At 72.6% G+C, this 16,739-nt stretch carries 11 protein-coding genes and 1 pseudogene; 9 read left to right on the top strand and 3 right to left on the bottom strand.

Annotated elements, in window-relative coordinates:
* Positions 1-64 precede the first annotated feature (64 nt).
* Positions 65-2,914 (top strand): BTAD domain-containing putative transcriptional regulator, encoded by a 2,850-nt coding sequence (locus tag AB0F91_RS07735; RefSeq protein WP_360595716.1) that lies wholly within the window; start codon positions 65-67, stop codon positions 2,912-2,914.
* A 4-nt stretch (positions 2,915-2,918) separates the two neighbouring features.
* Here the strand turns inward: AB0F91_RS07735 and AB0F91_RS07730 are convergent, their stop codons facing one another.
* Complete coding sequence (locus AB0F91_RS07730) at positions 2,919-3,536, bottom strand: LuxR C-terminal-related transcriptional regulator (protein WP_360595715.1); 618 nt, start codon at positions 3,534-3,536, stop codon at positions 2,919-2,921.
* 206 nt (positions 3,537-3,742) lie between these two features.
* Here AB0F91_RS07730 and AB0F91_RS07725 point away from each other — a divergent pair, with 206 nt between their 5' ends.
* The 6 genes from AB0F91_RS07725 to fgd all read left to right on the top strand — a co-directional run bounded on the left by AB0F91_RS07725 (position 3,743) and on the right by fgd (position 10,619).
* On the top strand, positions 3,743-4,774 hold the full coding sequence (locus AB0F91_RS07725; RefSeq protein WP_360595714.1) for a hypothetical protein: 1,032 nt from the start codon (positions 3,743-3,745) through the stop codon (positions 4,772-4,774).
* 183 nt (positions 4,775-4,957) lie between these two features.
* Positions 4,958-6,553, top strand: coding sequence for a sulfatase-like hydrolase/transferase (locus tag AB0F91_RS07720; protein WP_360596282.1), 1,596 nt, complete (start codon positions 4,958-4,960; stop codon positions 6,551-6,553).
* A 46-nt stretch (positions 6,554-6,599) separates the two neighbouring features.
* Positions 6,600-7,226, top strand: coding sequence for a TetR/AcrR family transcriptional regulator (locus AB0F91_RS07715; protein WP_360595712.1), 627 nt, complete (start codon positions 6,600-6,602; stop codon positions 7,224-7,226).
* A gap of 153 nt (positions 7,227-7,379) precedes the next feature.
* The gene (locus tag AB0F91_RS07710; protein ID WP_360595710.1) at positions 7,380-8,219 is read left to right on the top strand and encodes an alpha/beta hydrolase; all 840 of its coding nucleotides are present in this window, start codon (positions 7,380-7,382) and stop codon (positions 8,217-8,219) included.
* Positions 8,220-8,624: 405 nt separating this feature from the next.
* The gene (locus tag AB0F91_RS07705) at positions 8,625-9,605 is read left to right on the top strand and encodes an LLM class flavin-dependent oxidoreductase (protein ID WP_360595709.1); all 981 of its coding nucleotides are present in this window, start codon (positions 8,625-8,627) and stop codon (positions 9,603-9,605) included.
* A gap of 15 nt (positions 9,606-9,620) precedes the next feature.
* A complete protein-coding gene (gene fgd, locus AB0F91_RS07700) occupies positions 9,621-10,619 on the top strand; it encodes a glucose-6-phosphate dehydrogenase (coenzyme-F420) (protein WP_360595707.1) in 999 nt (332 codons plus the stop codon).
* Between the two features lie 52 nt (positions 10,620-10,671).
* Here the strand turns inward: fgd and AB0F91_RS07695 are convergent.
* Together AB0F91_RS07695 and AB0F91_RS07690 are read right to left on the bottom strand one after the other, a co-directional pair.
* Positions 10,672-11,252, bottom strand: a pseudogene (locus tag AB0F91_RS07695) (MFS transporter); the annotation flags it as partial.
* Between the two features lie 26 nt (positions 11,253-11,278).
* On the bottom strand, positions 11,279-12,592 hold the full coding sequence (locus AB0F91_RS07690) for an FAD-binding protein (RefSeq protein WP_360595706.1): 1,314 nt from the start codon (positions 12,590-12,592) through the stop codon (positions 11,279-11,281).
* Between the two features lie 139 nt (positions 12,593-12,731).
* Here AB0F91_RS07690 and AB0F91_RS07685 point away from each other — a divergent pair, with 139 nt between their 5' ends.
* Both AB0F91_RS07685 and AB0F91_RS07680 read left to right on the top strand, forming a co-directional pair.
* Positions 12,732-13,592, top strand: a complete 861-nt coding sequence (locus AB0F91_RS07685) for an NAD(+)/NADH kinase (protein WP_360595705.1) — start codon at positions 12,732-12,734, stop codon at positions 13,590-13,592.
* 178 nt (positions 13,593-13,770) lie between these two features.
* Entirely contained in the window at positions 13,771-16,617 is a 2,847-nt protein-coding gene (locus tag AB0F91_RS07680) for an AAA family ATPase (RefSeq protein ID WP_360595704.1), read from the top strand.
* Positions 16,618-16,739 lie beyond the last annotated feature (122 nt).

The following is a 16,739-nucleotide window of genomic DNA, read 5'->3' as shown; positions in this document are numbered from 1 at the left end:
CGCTGTAGCGGGCGCTACGCTCAAGAGGAGACGTGCCCGCAACCGGTGAGCGAGGGAGGAACCGGTGAGCGAACCCGGTGCTTCCGTCGGCGTCCGGTTCGAGCTGCTGGGACCGCTGCGCGCCTGGCGCGGTGGCCACGAGCTCGCGATCGGGTCGCCGGCGCAGAACCTGCTGCTGGCGGTGCTGCTCGCGCGCGCCGGCCAGCCGACCGGGGTCGACGAGCTCGTCGGCTTGCTGTGGGACGACCAGCCGCCGGCCAGCGCTGTGAACGTGATCCAGCGCTACGTCGGCGCGCTTCGCCGGCTCGTCGAGCCCGCTCTGCCCGCGCGGTCGCCCGGCCACTGGCTCGTGCGCCACCCCGGCGGCTACGGCCTGCAGGTCGACGCCGCCTCCTCCGATCTCGTCGAGTTCCGCACCCGCGTGCAACGGGCGCGCCGCGCGGAGAACGCCGACGACGCCCTCGCCGAGTTCAACGCCGCGCTCGCGCTGTGGCGCGGCCCGTGCGCGGCCGGGCTGATGATGCCCGGGCGCGCCCGCGCGCTGCTGGCGGGAATCGACCAGGAGGGCCTGGCCACGGTCGTCGAGGCCGCCGACGTCGCCCACGCGGCCGGGCGCCCGCTGCAGCCGTTGCTGCTGCACTTGGAGCGGGCCGTGAAAGCCGATCCCTTCAACGAGACCGTGCACGCCCGGCTCATGCTCGCGCTCGACTCGGTCGGGCGCCGCGCCGCGGCGCTCGAGGTGTACCGGGAGATCCGCAAACGGCTGGTCGACGAGCTCGGCGTCGAGCCCGGCGCGGAGCTCACGCGCATGCAGCACGATGTGCTGGCGCAGCAGTCCGAGGAAGTGCCCGCGGTCCGCGCGCCGCAGGCCCGTCCCGTGGTGCGCCCGGCGCAGCTGCCGCCGGACCTGCCGACGTTCACCGGTCGCCGCGACCAGCTCACCAGGCTCGCCGCGTTGTTCGACTGCGCCGCCGAGCGCCGGCGCGTGACCGTCGCGGTGATCGACGGGCTGGCCGGCACCGGCAAGACCTCGCTGGCCATCCACCTCGCGCACCAGGTCGCCGACCGCTTCCCCGACGGGCAGCTCTACGTCAACATGCGCGGCTTCGACCCCACGGGCGCCGCCGTGGACCCCGCCGACGCGCTGCGTGGTTTCCTCGACGTGCTCGGCATCGAGGCCACGCAGGCGCCCTCGGGCCTCGACGCGCGCAGCGGCCTCTACCGCAGCCTGCTCGCCGGGCGGCAGATGCTCGTGGTGCTCGACAACGTGCGCGACTCCGAGCAGGTCCGTCCGCTGTTGCCCGGCAGCGCGGGCTCGGCCGTGATCGTGACCAGCCGCAACCGCCTGAGCGCCCTGGTCGCCACCGAGGACGCCGACCTGCTGACGCTCGACACGCTCTCGTCGTCGGAAGCCCGCGAGACGCTCGTGCGCCGGCTCGGCGAGGAGAAGGTGTCGGCCGAGCCGGACGCCGTGGAGGAGATCATCGAACTGTGCGGCCGGCTGCCGCTCGCGTTGGCGATCGTCGCCGCGCGCGCCCGGACGCACCCGCAGTTCTCGCTCGCCGACATCACCGCGAAGCTGCGCGCCACGCAGGGGACGCTGGAGGCCTTCCGCGGCGACAGCGCGGGTGACGTGCGCACGGTGTTCTCGTGGTCCTACCGGGTGCTCGAACCGGGTGCGGCACGGCTGTTCCGGCTCCTGTCGCTGCACCGCGGCGCCGACCTCTCGACCGCCGCGGCCGCGAGCCTCGCCGGCGTGCCCCTGCCGCAGGCACAGGACCTGCTCGACGAGCTGACGCGCATCCGCTACCTCAGCGAACACCGCCCGGGGCGCTACCTCGCCCACGACCTCGTGCGCTCATACGCGATGGAGCTGCGTGAGCAGACCGACCCGGCCGACGAACAGGCCGACGCCCTCGCGCGGCTGGTGAACCACTACCTGTGCAGCACCCACAGCGCGTACCTCGCGCTGAACCCGCACCAGCTCCCGATCGAGCCGCCGGTGCTCGAGCCGGGCGTGACCGCCGACCTCGCGCGTGGCTACGGCGAGGCGATGGCGTGGTTCGAGGCCGAGCTGCCCGCGTTGACGCTGCTGATCCGGCAGATCGCCGGCGTGCCGCGGCTGGCCGGGAACGTGTGGAAGCTGGTGCTGAGCCTGCAGCCGTACTACCAGCGCAGCGCGCTCTACCACGACTGGCTCACGCAGGCGGAGCTCGCGTTGCGCGTCGCCGCCGGCAGCGGCGACCTGGTGGCGCAGGCCAATGTGCACCGCAGCCTCGCGGGCGCCTACCACTTCGTCGAGCGCTACGACGAAGCGCTGGAGCACCTCAACCGCACCGCGGAGCTGTTCGAACAGCTCGGTCTCGCGGCCGACCAGGCCTACGTGCACAGCAACTTCGGCACGGTGTTCGCCAAGCTGGGCCGGTTCAACGCGGCCCTGGAACACCACGAGCGCGCCTTCGAGCTGTACCGGGCAAGCGGCAACGTGAAGGGCGAGGCCATCGGACTCGAGGGCATCGGCCGCTGCCTCAGCGAGATGGGCGGCAACGCCGAGGCCGTGCCACTGATCCTGCGGGCGATGAAGCTCTACGAGGACATCGGCGACCGCAACGGCGAGGGCAACTGCTGGAGCACCCTGGCCACCGCGTACGGCTCCCTCGGCCACCTCGACCAGGCGATCGACGCGTGGCGCCGCGCCGTGACCTACTACCGTGAGCTGGGGAACCGCTCCGACGAGTCCGACTCCCTCGTGGCGCTCGGTGACGCGCTCCGCGAGGCGGGCGACCCGGAAGGCGCCGAGAAGGCGTGGCGCGAGGCGCTCCACGTGCTCGAGGCGTTCGGCATGCCCGCCGCCGACAACGTGCGCCTGCGGCTCGGCGACCCGGGTTTCCGGGTGGCGTCCTCCGGCTCGTGACCGGTCAGATCAGGCCTTCGCGGATCGCGTAGGCCACCGCGTGGGCGCGGTTGCGCAGTTCCAGCCGGACGGTCATCTTGCTGATGATGTTCTTCACCGTGCGCTCGCTGTAACCCAGCTGGTTGGCCACTTCGCCGGCCGACAGCCCGTCGGCGAGGAAACGCAGGATGTCGGTCTCGCGGCGGTCGAGGCGGTTCTGCCGGGCCGCCGCGTGGGTCAGCCGGCGCACCTGCGTGGTCAGCCGCTCGGCCGGGTCCGCCGGGTGCGCGCCGGCCGCGTCGAGCACGGCCTGGGTCACGGCCTCGCTGCGGCTGGTCGTCTTGTCCAGGATCGTGACCACGCGGTGCTGGGCGAGCTCGGCGATCGGCAGGTCGTCGAGGCGGCCGATGACCAGCACGGACGGGATGTCGAGCGTTGCGGCGACCCGTTCGAGGATGTCGCGCGTGCGCGGCGTGAACCGGTCGGTGACCACGAGCGAGACCTCGGCGCCCATCGGGCGCGTGCGATCCACCACGGCTACGTCGGGGGTCCCGTCGAAGTAGCTTTCCAGGCACGCGCGTGTGAGCGCGTCGGAGACCGAGAGCAGGGTACGCACGGTTCCGGTCCGCAGGGTCTGGTTCATGCTGCCAGCATGCGCGAGTGGACTGATCAACTACTCCGGGCGCGTTCAGTCGTCGTTCAGTGGCCGTGCGGAGCACCCTGCGGCGGTGGCCGTTCGGTCACGCGTGCGGGAAAGCGCTCGACTCCCCGGCGGTGATCGAGTTTGATGCGGGCAGGGGGCAGGTGGGTCCTTCCGAGGACCCCGGACGACGAGCTGGTGCGAACACGATGGACGACGTTTTGGCCGAGGTGGCCGAGCTGGGGCTGACCGCGAAGCTGACTCCCGTGGCGGGCGGGATCGCCGCCGTGTGGCGCTGTGACCTGCTACGTGACGGCGTGGCGCTCTCCGCCGGGCCGGGTTACGGCGCGGGTGCCACCGCGGAACGCGACGCCGTGCTCGACGCCCTGACCCGCCACTTCGGCGGTGCCGCCTGGCTGCGCCCGGCCGACGTGCGCGCGGTGCCGGCGCCGGAGCTGGCGACGGGCCCACTGGCCGCCGACGAGACCGTGTGCTCCCTCGCCCGCTACACCGACCTGCCCGTCGGCACGCTCGCGTACCGGAAGTTGCTGCCCACCGGCCTCGGCGCGGTCGCCGCCGTACCGGCCGTGCTCGCGATCACCGACTACGGCCGTGCCGGGCACCTGCTGCTGCGCCACTCCGTGGGTGACGTCGTGGATTACGACGCGCTCGGCACCCGACCGGCCGCCGCCTCGTGGGGCGCCGCGACGACCAGCGCCGAGGCGACCGTGCGCGCGCTGATCGGGCTGCTCGACCACAACGCCCACGAGTCGATGCTCGCCGGCGCCCGCCCGGCGCTGCTCGACCCGGCCGGCCTGCCCCCGGACCTGGCCGCCCTCCTCGCCTCCGCGTCGCTCGCCGCGGGCGGGCCCGTGCGCGTCGCCGACCTCACGCGGCAGCTCGGCGTGCCCGCCTACCTGGCCGGCGACCGCGCCGCCTGGGGAGCCGGCGTGTCGTTCAGCCGGCGCTGCGCCCTGACCGACGCGTTGACGAACCTGCTGCGCCGCCGCGCCGCGACCCCCACCGCCCGGTATCCGACCCTGACCGAGGCCGCGGAATCCGTGCCGTTCCGGGAGAACAACCTCTCCGGCACGGCGCCGGAGCTGCTGGCCGAGCTCCTGGACAGCCTCGCCGCGCGGGACCTGACGGCCTACCTGCGTGAGCACCACACCGGCCGGGTGTCGGTGGTCCACGTGTTCGTGCCGGGGCTGCGGTGCCGGGACGGGCTCAGTTCGGTGTGATCCAGGGCAACCCGCTGAACCGCTCGGCGTTGCCGTCCGTGTAACGAAGAGGAGCACCGGCCGCCGTGCCGGTTTCGGGCGGAAAGGAACCCCGTGTCACTCTTCACGCGCACCGACGACCGCGAGCTGTCCGGAGCCCAGGAGCCGGACGCCGCGCCGCCGAAGCGGAGCCGGGCGCGGCGCGTGACGGCCGTGGTGCTGACGGTGCTGGCGTGCCTGCTCGTGCTGTTCGCGTTGGTGGCGCCGAACAACCTGGGGGAGCTCTCGCCCGCGGCGTTCGTCCGGATTCCCGTGGAGGCGCTGGTCGTCACGGCGCTCGCGCTCGTGCTGCCGCCGCGGTGGCGGCGCGTGCTGGCCGGTGTGGTCGGCGCAGTGCTCGGCGTGCTGACGGTGCTGAAGCTCGTGGACATGGGGTTCAACGAGGTGCTCTCGCGCCCGTTCGACCCGATCTTCGACTGGAGCTTCGTGAGCGCGGGGCTCGACTTCCTGCGCGGTGAGGTCGGCGGCGCCGGGGCGATCGCCGCCGCGGTGGGCGTGGTGCTGCTGATTCTGGCGGTGGTCGTGTTCACGACGCTGGCCACGATGCGGCTGACGCGCCTGGCGGCCGGGCGGCGCACGGGCTCGACGCGCGTGGTGGCGGTGCTGGGGGTCGTGTGGATCGTCGCGGCGGTGTTCGGGGTGCAGCTCGCGCCCGGGCAGCCGATCGCGTCGCGCAGCGCGGCCGCCCTCGCCTTCGACGACATCCGGCAGGTCGGGACCGACCTGCACGACAAGCAGGACTTCGCGGCCCAGATGGCCGCCGACCCCTTTGCCGACACCCCGGGCGACCAGCTGTTGCAGGGTCTGAAGGGCAAGGACGTGCTGCTGACCTTCGTGGAGAGTTACGGCCGCTTCGCGATCGAGGGTTCCGACCTCGCCCCGGCCATCGACGCCCAGCTCGACCAGGAGACGAAGAGCCTGCAGGCGGCCGGGTTCGCGGCGAAGAGCGGGTTCCTCGACTCGTCGACGTTCGGCGGCGGCAGCTGGCTCGCGCACTCGACCGTCCAATCGGGAACCTGGGTGGACAACCAGCAGCGCTACAACGATCTCCTGGCGAGCAACCGGCTTTCGCTCACGCGCGCGTTCGGCAAAGCGGGCTGGAAGACGGTGCAGGACGTGCCGGCCCACACGATGCCGTGGCCGGAGGGCAAGTACTACGGGTTCCAGCAGTACTACGACTTCCACAACGTCGGATACCAGGGCCCCGGCTACGCCTACGCCACGATGCCCGACCAGTACACGCTGTCCTTCCTGCAGCGCACGGAACTCGCCGCGCAGAACCGCAAACCCGTGATGGCCGAGGTCGACTTCGTCTCCAGCCACGCGCCCTGGTCGCCCCGCCCCACCCTCGTCGACTGGAACAAGGTCGGCGACGGCTCGGTCTTCGACCCGCAGCCCGCGCTGGGGGAGGACCCAGAGCAGGTGTGGAAGGACCCGAACCGCATCCGCGACGCCTACGGCAAGGCGATCCAGTACACCCTCTCCACGCTGACGTCCTATTTGGAGACTTACGGCAACGACAACACGGTGCTGGTGTTCCTGGGTGACCACCAGCCACCCGTGGTGACGCCGGCCGGCGTGACGCACCAGGTGCCGATCACGATCGTGGCGAAGGACCCGGCGGTGCTGAACCGGGTGTCGTCGTGGCACTGGACCGACGGCATGCGCCCGGCCGCCGACGCGCCGGTGTGGCGCATGGACACCTTCCGGGACCGGTTCCTGACCGCGTTCGCCAAGTAGCCGGCCGCTCGCTGCGTGCCGCGCGGGCATCAGGGAAGCTGTCGGGGTGGACGAAGACTCGGCGGAACGGACGGGCTACCGGCGGTCGGCGGGCTCGCCGCGCGGGGAGGCGCGGCGGCGCGAACTGCTGGCGCGCGTGACGGACGACCTCGCCGTGAACGGCCTCGTCGACTTCTCCCTCCGGCGCGCGGCGCGGGCGGCCGGCACCACGCACAAGGTGCTGCTCTACCACTTCGCCGGCGCGGAGGACCTGCTCGCCCAGGCCGTGTTCGCGTTGCGCGAGCGCCGGATCGCCAATGCGCTCGCGGCCATGGCCGGCGGCGCGAAGCAGCGCACGCTCGCCGGCCGCGTGCGGGTGGCGTGGCAGACGCTGCGAGACGAGGAGGCCGGCCTGCGCCGTGTGCTCGACCAAGCCGTCGGGCTCACCATGTACGCCCCCGAGCGCTACGCCGACCTCGGCCGCGGCTCGACGCGGCAGTACTTGGACCTCCTGGTGTCGTTCTGCCCGGAGCAGTGGCCCGAGCGGCGCAAACGGGAGGTGGCCGAGCTCGTGCTGGCGACGCTGCGCGGGTTCGTCGTGCACCGCCTGACCAGCGACGATCCAGGCGGCGCCGACGCGGGCTTCGCGGCGCTGGAACGGGCGCTGCAGCGGGAGGAAGCCGCCGGGGACTGAGCCGCTCGGGCGTTTCCGGGGCCGGCCGCACTGGACGTTTTTGCGAACCACGTGGTTCACTTCTGGCGGGGCGAACGACCGGGAGGTCCACATGGGGTGTCGACGAGCACGGGTCGGGGACAAGGGCGGTCCGTCCGCGGGGGAGGCGGGCGAATGAACGAGATCGAACTGTCCGCCGGGACGATCGAGTACGAGGACACGGGCGGCGACGGGCCCGTTCTGGTGTTCCTGCACGGGTTGCTGATGGATTCGTCGCTGTGGACCGAGACGATCGCGGACCTCGCGGGGGCGTACCGGTGCGTCGCGCCGACCTTGCCGCTCGGGGCGCACCGGAAGGCGATGCGGCCCGACGCCGAGCTGTCGATGCCGGCGCTCGCGCGCCTGGCGGGGGAATTCCTGGCGCGCTTGGATCTTCGTGAGGTGACGTTGGTCGGCGTGGACACCGGTGGGGCACTCGTGCAGCTGCTGATGGCCGGGGACGCCGGCCGCTTGCGGCGAGTGGTGCTCGCATCGTGCGACGCGTTCGACAACTTCCCGCCGGGGCTGACGGGCAAGACACTGTTCCTCGCGGGCCGGTTGCCGCCGGCGCTGTTCGGGGCCTTCCTGCTGCAGATGCGGCTGAAAGCCTTGCGCCGCTTGCCGATCTCGTTCGGGTGGCTCACGAAACGGGGCGACGCCACCGTGGTCCGGTGGCTGCGGCCCCTGCTGACGGAGCCGGGGATCCGCCGCGACACCGTCCGCGTACTGCGGGCCGCGGCGGCCGAGCCCGGGGTCCTCGTCGAAGCCGCGGCGCACCTGCCGGAGTTCGACCGGCCCGCGCTGGTGGTGTGGGCGAGCGAGGACCGTGTGATGCCACCGGAACACGGGCGGTCGCTGGCCGGGCTCCTGCCCAAGTCACAACTGTCCGAAGTGGCCGACAGTTACACGCTGCTGCCGCTCGATCAGCCCGCCGAGCTGGCCCGGCTGATCGGCGAGTTCGCGCGCACCACCTGAGCATTGAATCCACAAAGGACACCAAGCGGACATCCGGTCCACGCCGGTCATCGTGCGTGGTCCTGATGACTGTGGTGCGCTCTCGAGACGCAGTCCATGTTGCCGACTGTCGCGTCGCGACCTGATCGGGAAAATCAGAAGCGTTACCTCGGATGATGGCGCCGGGCTCCTCCGACCACGCGAGCCGCACACGCGCGAGGAGAAGGAGATCGGCTGGACGCAGATGTGGAGCTCCCACGGGCACCCCTGGCATCCAGTACTTCTACCCGCTCGCGCTCGACGCGGTGAACAAGGGCCTGCTCACCCTCGACCGCGCGGTGGAGCTCGTCGCCGGGGCGCGCCGGCCGCGAAGTTCGGCCTGCAGGGCGTGAAGGGCGCGCTGACCCGGGCTGCGACGCGGACTTCGTGATCGCGGACCTCGACGCGCCGTTCGGCGAGCACGCCTCGCGCGACAACGTGCTGCAGGGCGCGATCATGGCCGAGAAGGCCGGGTTCGACTCGGTCTGGGTGCGTGAGCACCTGGTGTTCGAGCCGCACGGCGAGATGGAGAAGCCCAACCGCACGTTCTACGACGCGCTCACCACGCTCACGGCCATCGGCGCCGTGACCGAGCGCATCGAGCTGGGCACGGGCTCGCTGATCCCGTTCCGGCACCCGCTGGTCACGGCCCTGATGACGGGCACGATGACCCAGCTGTTCGGCCCGCGCGTGATCCTCGGGTTCGGCGCCGGCACGTTCGACCACGAGTTCGAGGCCATCGAGTGGGGCGAGCGCGACCGGGTGGAGCTCGTGCGCTCCAACGCCGAGATTTTCAAGCGGGTGTTCACCGAGAACGACGTGACCTACTCGGACGCGAACTTCTCGTTCAGCGACATCACGATCGAGCCGAAGCCGCTGGGCGGGCGGGTACCGTTCTGGTACTGCGGCGCCACCCCGCGTTCGGCCCGGCTCGCGGTCGAGTTCTGCGACGGCTGGCTGCCGGGCCGGATCTCGATGGCGACGCTGGACAAGCGCGTGACGACCATGCGGGAGCTGTCGGAGGCGGGCGGGCGCACGATGCCGACCGCGGCCGTGATCCCGCCCACGTCGATCGAGCGCACGTACGAGGAGGCGGTGAAGCACGTGAACGTCCCGGGCCTGCTGGCCTGGGCGAACAAGGCGAAGTTCGCGGTGAAGCCGCCGTCGGGCACGTTCGAGACCGTGAAGGATCTCTCAGGGCAGCTCATCGTCGGTACCCCCGAAGATGCACTGGAAGAGATCGACCGCTTCGCCACGACCGGGGTGGAGCACCTGGTGTTCGACTTCCGGTTCAAGTTCGATCGGTGGTTCGATCAGATCGAGCTGCTCGGGTCGGAGATCATCGGCAAGGTGAACGCGGGCGTCTGAGAAGGGACGAGTCCAGTGGTGAGGTTCGGGTACAAGGCGTCGGCGGAGCAGTTCGCGCCGGCGGAGCTGCTGCGCTACGGCGTGCTGGCCGAGGAAAACGGGTTCGACTCGGTGTTCGTGAGCGACCACCTGCAGCCGTGGCGCCACGACGGCGGCCACGCGCCGGCCGCGCTGCCGTGGCTGGGTGCGCTCGGTTCGGCGACGCAGCGGGTGGTGCTCGGCACGAGCGTGCTCACGCCCACGTTCCGCTACCACCCGGCGGTGGTGGCGCAGGCGTTCGCCACGCTCGGGTGCCTGTTCCCCGGCCGCGTGGTGCTGGGCATCGGGTCGGGCGAGTCGATGAACGAGGCCCCGCTCGGCATCGAGTGGCCGGAGCCGAAGGTGCGCTTCGCGCGGCTGAAGGAGGCGATCGAGCTCATCCGCCGCCTGTGGACGGAGGAGCGCGTGGACTTCGAGGGCGCGCACTACCGCACCGAGAAGGCCACGGTGTACGACCGGCCCGACGTGCCCGTGCCGTTGTACATCGCGGGCTCCGGCCCGGCGGCCACGCGGCTCGCGGGCCGGCGGGGTGACGGGTTCATCACCACGAGTGGCAAGGCGCCGTCGCTGTACACGGACACGCTGCTGCCCGCCGTGCGCGAAGGCGTCGAGCAGTCGGGCCGGGCGGTCGGGGACGTGGACATGATGATCGAGGTCAAGGTGTCCTTCGACGCGGACGCCGACCGGGCGTTGCGGGACACGCGGTTCTGGGGCGCGCTGGCGTTGAAGCCGGAGGAGAAGACGGGCGTCGAGGACCCGGTCGAGATGCAGCGGCTGGCCGACGCGCTGCCGATCGAGCGGGCCGCGAGCCGGTTCATTGTGTCGTCCGACCCGGACGAGCACGTGGCGGCGATCAAGCGCTACCTCGACCTGGGCTTCACGCACCTGGTGTTCCACGCCCCCGGGCCGGACCAGGAGCGGTTCCTGAAGGCCTACGGCACGGAGATCCTGCCGCGGTTGCGCGAGCTGGTGTGACGTCTGTACCGCGGGCCCGGCGAGTGTGCCGGGCCCGCGGTGTCCACTGTGGTCAGTGCACGAGTTCCCGGGTCGCGGCTCGGTCCAGCCTTCCCGAGACGACGGCCAGCGCCAGGTCATGGCGGCGCCGACCCAGTTGGTCGAGGCGTAGCCGTACCCCGCGGCGATGACGACGCCGCCGAGCCAGGCGGCCAGCGCGTTGTCGAGGTTGAACGCGCCGATGTTCACGGCGCTGGCAACCGTGGGCGCCGCCTCCGCGCTCGCCAGCATCCGCATCTGCAACGGCGGCACGGTGGCGAAACCGAAGCCGCCCAGCAGGAACAGCGTGACGATCGCGGGCACGGCCGCGTGGGCGGTGAACGCGAACACCGCGAGCACCACAACCAGCGCGACGAGCACCGTGTACAGCGTGGGCATCAGCGCGCGGTCGGCGAACTTGCCGCCGACGAGGTTGCCGAGCACCGGCCCCACGCCGAACAGCACCAGCAGCCAGCTCACCGCACTGCTCGGGAGACCCGCGACCTCGGTCATCATGGGCGCGATGTAGGTGAAGCTGGCGAACACCCCGCCGAAGCCCAGGATCGTCGTGCCGACCGCCAGCCACACCCGCGCGTGGCGGAACACGGCGAACTCCGCGCCGATGCGCGCGTTCGCCGGTGTCAGCTGCCGAAGACGTGCCGGTCCAGGAACGGGTTGCGGAACTTCCCCGCGGGGTCCAGGCGGGCCGCCAGCGAGCGGAAGTCGGCCGATCGCGGGTAGGCCAGGTCGAGTGCCTCGCCGTGGAAGAGCTTGCCCCAGTGGGGGCGGGGGGCGAAGGGGGCGAGGGTGGACTCGATGGTCGGCAGGAGGGCCTCGACCTCGGGCTGGCGGGGGAGCCAGGTGAAGTGGATCGCCACGCTCTCGCGGCCCGAGGAGGGGCTGAGCCAGAGGTCGTCGGCGGCGACGGTGCGGATTTCGGACACCAGGAGCAGCGGCGCGATGCGGTGGCCGATGCCGCGCAGGGCCTCGAAGGCAGCGGGGGCGGCGGCGCGGGGCACGAAGTACTCGGTCTGGAGTTCGGCGCCGACGCTCGGGGTGAAGCCGAGGCGGAAGTGGGGCAGGCGGTCGTACCAGGGGCCGGGGGCGCCGAGCTGGGCGGTGGTGTTGCCGGCCGGCACGCCGGCGGCGTGGGCGGGGTGGCGGGGACCGTCGGCGGGGACGCCACCGAACAGCGAAGCCGGGACAGCGTCGGTCAGGGAGCCCGAGGCGGCGGCGGGCGGCGATCCCGCGGCCTCGGCCGCGGTGCGGTTCTTCAGCCAGACCTGGTCGACGACGTCGCGGGCCCAGTTCGTGAACAGGCTGACGCTGTACCCGGCCGCCTGGATCTCGTCGAAGTGCTCGACAGCGGCGGACCACGGCAGGTTGTCGAACACGTCCTGGCGCACGGTGAAGGACGGGACCAGGTCGAGCGTCAGCCGAGTCACCACGCCGAGGGCGCCGACGCCGACGACGGCACCGGCGAAGTCGGCGTCGGCGCGGGCGAAGGTCAGCAGCGAGCCGTCGGCGGTCAGCAACTCCAGCGCGGACACGGCCGCCGCCAGGCCGGGGTGGCGCTCGCCCGAGCCGTGGGTCCCGGTGGCGACGCTGCCGGCCACGGTGATGTGCGGCAGCGACGCGAGGTTCTCCAGGGCGAAGCCGGCGTTGTGCAGGTGGGTCACGAGGTCGCCGTAGCGGACCGACCCCCCGACGGTCACGGCGGCAGCGCGAGTGTCCAGCGACGGCGAACCGGACACACGCGAAAGATCCAGCTGCACCCCACCGGGGCTGTCGGCCACGTCGCTGAAGCTGTGGCGGCTGCCGAGCGCCTTGATCCTCCTCGCGGAGGCGACGAGCTCGCGGGCCTCGTCCAGCGTCCGCGGGGTCAGCACCTCGCGAGCGCCGTAGGTGAGGTTCCCCGCCCAGTTGGCGGCCGCGCCGCGCGCACTCTCGATCACGAACGCCCAGCTTAGGCGGGGCTCGCCAAAGCCGTCTGATCCGGGCAGACTTGGCCCATGCTTCCCGAACAGGCAGTGCACCCCGGACCGGCAATGCTTTTCGTACCGGCAGCGCTTTTCCAACCGGTAGCGCGCTGACGTGCACTCGGCCGGACTGGTACTGCACCCGAAGCGGGACTCCGCCCCGGCGGTCGAGGCCGTCCTCGGGTGGGCCGCGAACCGCGGGATCAAGATCCTCGGCATCGCCGAAGAGATCGTGCGCCTGGACTGCAAGGCGGTGGGGGTGTCGGCGGAAGAGCTCGCCACCCAGTCCGACCTGCTGGTGAGCCTCGGCGGCGACGGCACGATGCTGCGCGCCATGCGGCTGGCCGACGGGCAGCGCGCCCCCGTGCTGGGCGTGAACCTGGGCAAGCTCGGCTTCCTGGCCGAGGTCGACGTGCCGGACCTGCCCGGCGCGTTGTCGATGATCGACGAGCACAAGTTCACCGTCGAGCCGCGGCTGGCGGTCGACGCGGTGATCGGCGGCCGGACCGTGACGGCGTTCAACGACGTCGCCGTGGTCCGCGTGCCCGGCGACGGCGGGGCGCTGGTCGCGGTGCGCGTGAACGAAGAGCAGTTCGTGAGCTACGCGGCCGACGCGGTCATCGTCGCGACGCCCACCGGCTCCACGGCCTACAGCTTCTCCGCCGGTGGGCCGATCACGAGCCCGGCCGTGGAGGCACTGCTGGTCACGCCGGCCGCGCCGCACTCCGCGTACGGCCGCGGCGTGGTGCTCTCGGTCCACGACACCCTGGCGCTCGAAGTGCTGTCCAACAGCGGCCGGCTGGCGGTGGAGGTCGACGGGATCGTCGAGGGCTACGTGCAGCCGGGCGAGCGCATCGAACTGTGCGCCCGCCCGAGCGCGGCCCGCGTCGTGCGGCTGGGCCGCACCACGTTCTTCCAGCGGGCGCGGCGCAAGCTGCGGCTCAGCGACTCCGCGGAGATCTCGCCGTCGCCCTGACCGGTCCACATCGGACGGTTGCGCCGATCGGCAGACGGCGCTGCGCCACTTGCGCGCGCCGTGTCGGTTTTTGTCGGAAACGTGTGACAGCAGTGTGAATCACGGTCCGGATCGCTTGCCCGCGCGGGCCGACGTGCCGAGAATCCAGCGGTGATCGGCGAGGCGAGCGGGAGTACACGTGGCAGCGGACGCGCGTGACCTCCCCACGGTCGGCACGCCCCGGCTCATCGGTCGTGACGACGCGCTGACCCGCCTCGCCGCCGCGCTCGCGTCGCCGCCGGGCGTGGTGCTGGTCTCGGGCGAGGCGGGCATCGGCAAGAGCCGGCTCGTGCGGGAGCTGCTGCCGGAGCCCGGCGTGCTCGTCGCGCGCTGCCCGCCGCTGCGGGAGGCCCTCACCCTCGGCCCGATCGTCGACGCGCTCCGCCAGGCCCGCCCCGGCGTCGCCGGCCTGCGGTTGAGCCCGCTGGCCGGCACGCTGCGGCCGCTGTTCCCCGAGTGGGACCTGCCGCCGGCGCCGGAGGCGCTGGCCGACGCGGGCGCGGCCCGGCACCGGCTGCTGCGCGCGCTGGCCGAGCTGCTCGACCGCATCGACGTCGACGTGCTCGTGGTCGAAGACGTGCACTGGGCCGACGAGACCACGCTGGAGTTCCTGCTCTTCCTCACCGCCCGGCAGGAGCCGCGGCCGGGGCTCGTGCTCACCTACCGGCCCGACGAGGTCGGCGACGACAGCCTGCTGCTGCGGCTTTCCTCGCGCTACCCGCGCATCACCCTCGGTGCGCTCGACGTGGCGCAGACCGCGCAGCTGGTCTCGTCCATGCTGGGTGACGAGCGCGTCTCGGAGCCGTTCGCGCGGTTCCTGCACCGGCACACCGACGGGATCCCGTTCGCGCTCGAGGAATCCGTCCGGCTGCTGCGCGACCGCGCCGACCTCATCCGCCAGGGCGGCGAGTGGATCCGGCGTTCGCTCACCGAGATCGCCGTGCCGCCGACGATCCGCGACGCGCTGGCCGAACGTCTCGTGCGGCTCACGCCCGACGCCCAGGCGGTGCTGCGGGCGTGCGCGGTGCTCGCGACCCCCGCTGCCGAACGCGACGTCGTCGAGGTCTGCGGGCTGCCGCACCAGCGCACGGACCCGGCGATCGACGAGGCAGCGCGCAGCGGTCTGCTCGTCGAGGACGAACGCGGGCGCCTCGGCTTCCGGCACCTACTGGCCGCGAAGGCCGTGTACGACGGCATCGGCGGGCGCGAACGACGCGAGCTGCACCGGCGTTCGGGCAAGGCGCTGTCGGCGTGGGACCCGGCGCCGGTCGCCGTACTGGCGCACCACTTCCGCGAAGCGGGGGAGACGGAGAAGTGGTGCGAGTACGCGGAGCGCGCGGCGGATCTCGCGCTCGCGTCCGGTGACCACCACACCGCCGTGGCCTTCCTCCACGGCCTGCTCGCCTCGCCCGCGCTGCCGCCGACGGCCGTGGCGCGGCTTACGCGCAAGACGCCGCTGTTCGCGTTCACCGGCTACCTCGGCCGGGTCGACCTCGTGCGTACGGTGCGGGGGGTGCTCGACAGCGCTGTGCTCGACCGGCGCGAGAGCGCGGAGATCCGCAGCCAGCTGGGCCGGTTGCTGATGCACGCCGGCGACTACGCCGAAGGTGCCGCCGAAATCGCCCGTGCGATCCCCGATCTGGCGGACAACCCGGCCGCCGCGGCGCAGGCGATGTCCGTGCTCGGCCGGCCCGCCGGAGCGTCGTGGCCCGTACAGGCGCACCGCGAATGGCTCGACCGCGCCGACGCCGTCGTGCGTTCGGCCGTCCCGGAGGGCGAGCGGCTGTCGTTCACCGTCGACCGTGCGACGGCCCTGCTCGAGATGGGCGACGAAGCCGGCTGGACGGTCGCGGACACCCTGCCCGCGGACGACACCCACGACCCGCTGCAGATCACCCGGGGCCTGCTCAACTACGGCGACGCCGGATTGCACTGGGGCCGCTACGCCGACGCGCGCGCCAAGCTGACCCGGTCCGTCGAGCTGGCCGAGCGGCAGGGGTTGCAGCGGTTGCGCGACATGGGGCTCGCGACGTTGATCCGGCTCGACTGGCTGACCGGTTCGTGGCACGGGCTGGCCTCCCGGGTCGCGGAGTTCGCGGATCTCGCGGAGGAACCGCTGATCCAGCTGGACACGACGTTGGTAGGCGCGCTGCTGCAGTCGGCCACCGAGCCCGGCAGCGAGGCCGAGGTCGAGCGCAAGCTGACGCTGGTGCTCGACGCCGCCCGGCAACGCGGGATTGTCGACATGCCGCTCGAGCCGGCCGCAGCGCTGGCCCGGCTGCACCTCGCGGCCGGGCACCCGCAGCCGGCGCTGGCGGTCACCGAGGACCCGATGTCCGTGGTGGCGCGCAAGCAGATCTGGCTGTGGGCGGCGGACCTGGCGCCGGTGCGGGTGGAAGCGCTGGTCGCGGCCGGGCGGGTCCCCGAGGCCTCGGCCGTGGCGGCCGAGTTCGCCGCGGGCTACCCCGGCGAGACGGGCGCGGTCCACTGGTGCCGGGCGGTGCTCACCGAGGCCGCGGGCGACCACACCGGCGCCGCACGGGGGTGGGCCGATGCCGCTGCGGCGTGGGCCGCGCTGCCGCGGCCGTACGACGCGCTGCTTGCCCGCGAACGCGCGGCGCTGTGTCTGCTGGCCGGCGGTTCGAGGGCTGCTGCGTGGGAACAGCTGGAATCGGTGCTCGCCGACTGCGTCGCCTTGGGCGCCGCCACCGCCGCCTCCCGGGTCCGCGCCCACCTCCCCGGCGCCGCCGTGTGGCGTGGCGGCCGCCGCGGCTACGGCGACCAGCTGTCCCCGCGCGAGCTGGAAGTCGTGCGGCTCCTGCTGACGGGCCTCACGAACCCGGAGATCGCCCAGGCCCTGTCCCGCTCCCCGAAAACCGTGGCGGCCCAGCTGAACTCCGCGATGCGCAAACACCGCGTGTCCTCCCGTACGGCGCTCGCGGTCAGCGCCACCCAGGCCGGCATCACCCCGGCGACGGCGGACTGAACCAACCGTGGACTAAGCCGGCACCGGCGCGAGATTAGGTCATCCGCCCAATCGCAAACGGAGCGCGCGCGCCCCGATACTTCGCCGGTGAACGCGACGAGACCCGGCGATGACCGTCCGGT

It is taken from the genome of Amycolatopsis sp. NPDC023774, assembly GCF_040639695.1.
Taxonomy (GTDB): Bacteria; Actinomycetota; Actinomycetes; order Mycobacteriales; family Pseudonocardiaceae; genus Amycolatopsis.
Note: the sequence above shows the minus strand (reverse complement) of the source record. Positions and strands in the feature narration are given on the sequence as shown.

What these genes read in the sequence shown, in the direction of transcription:
- AB0F91_RS07725 (WP_360595714.1), top strand. Translation starts at nt 3,743, where the DNA reads ATGGACGACGTTTTGGCCGAGGTGGCCGAGCTGGGGCTGACCGCGAAG.
- AB0F91_RS07710 (WP_360595710.1), top strand. Translation starts at nt 7,380, where the DNA reads ATGAACGAGATCGAACTGTCCGCCGGGACGATCGAGTACGAGGACACG.
- AB0F91_RS07730 (WP_360595715.1), bottom strand. Translation starts at nt 3,536, where the DNA reads ATGAACCAGACCCTGCGGACCGGAACCGTGCGTACCCTGCTCTCGGTC.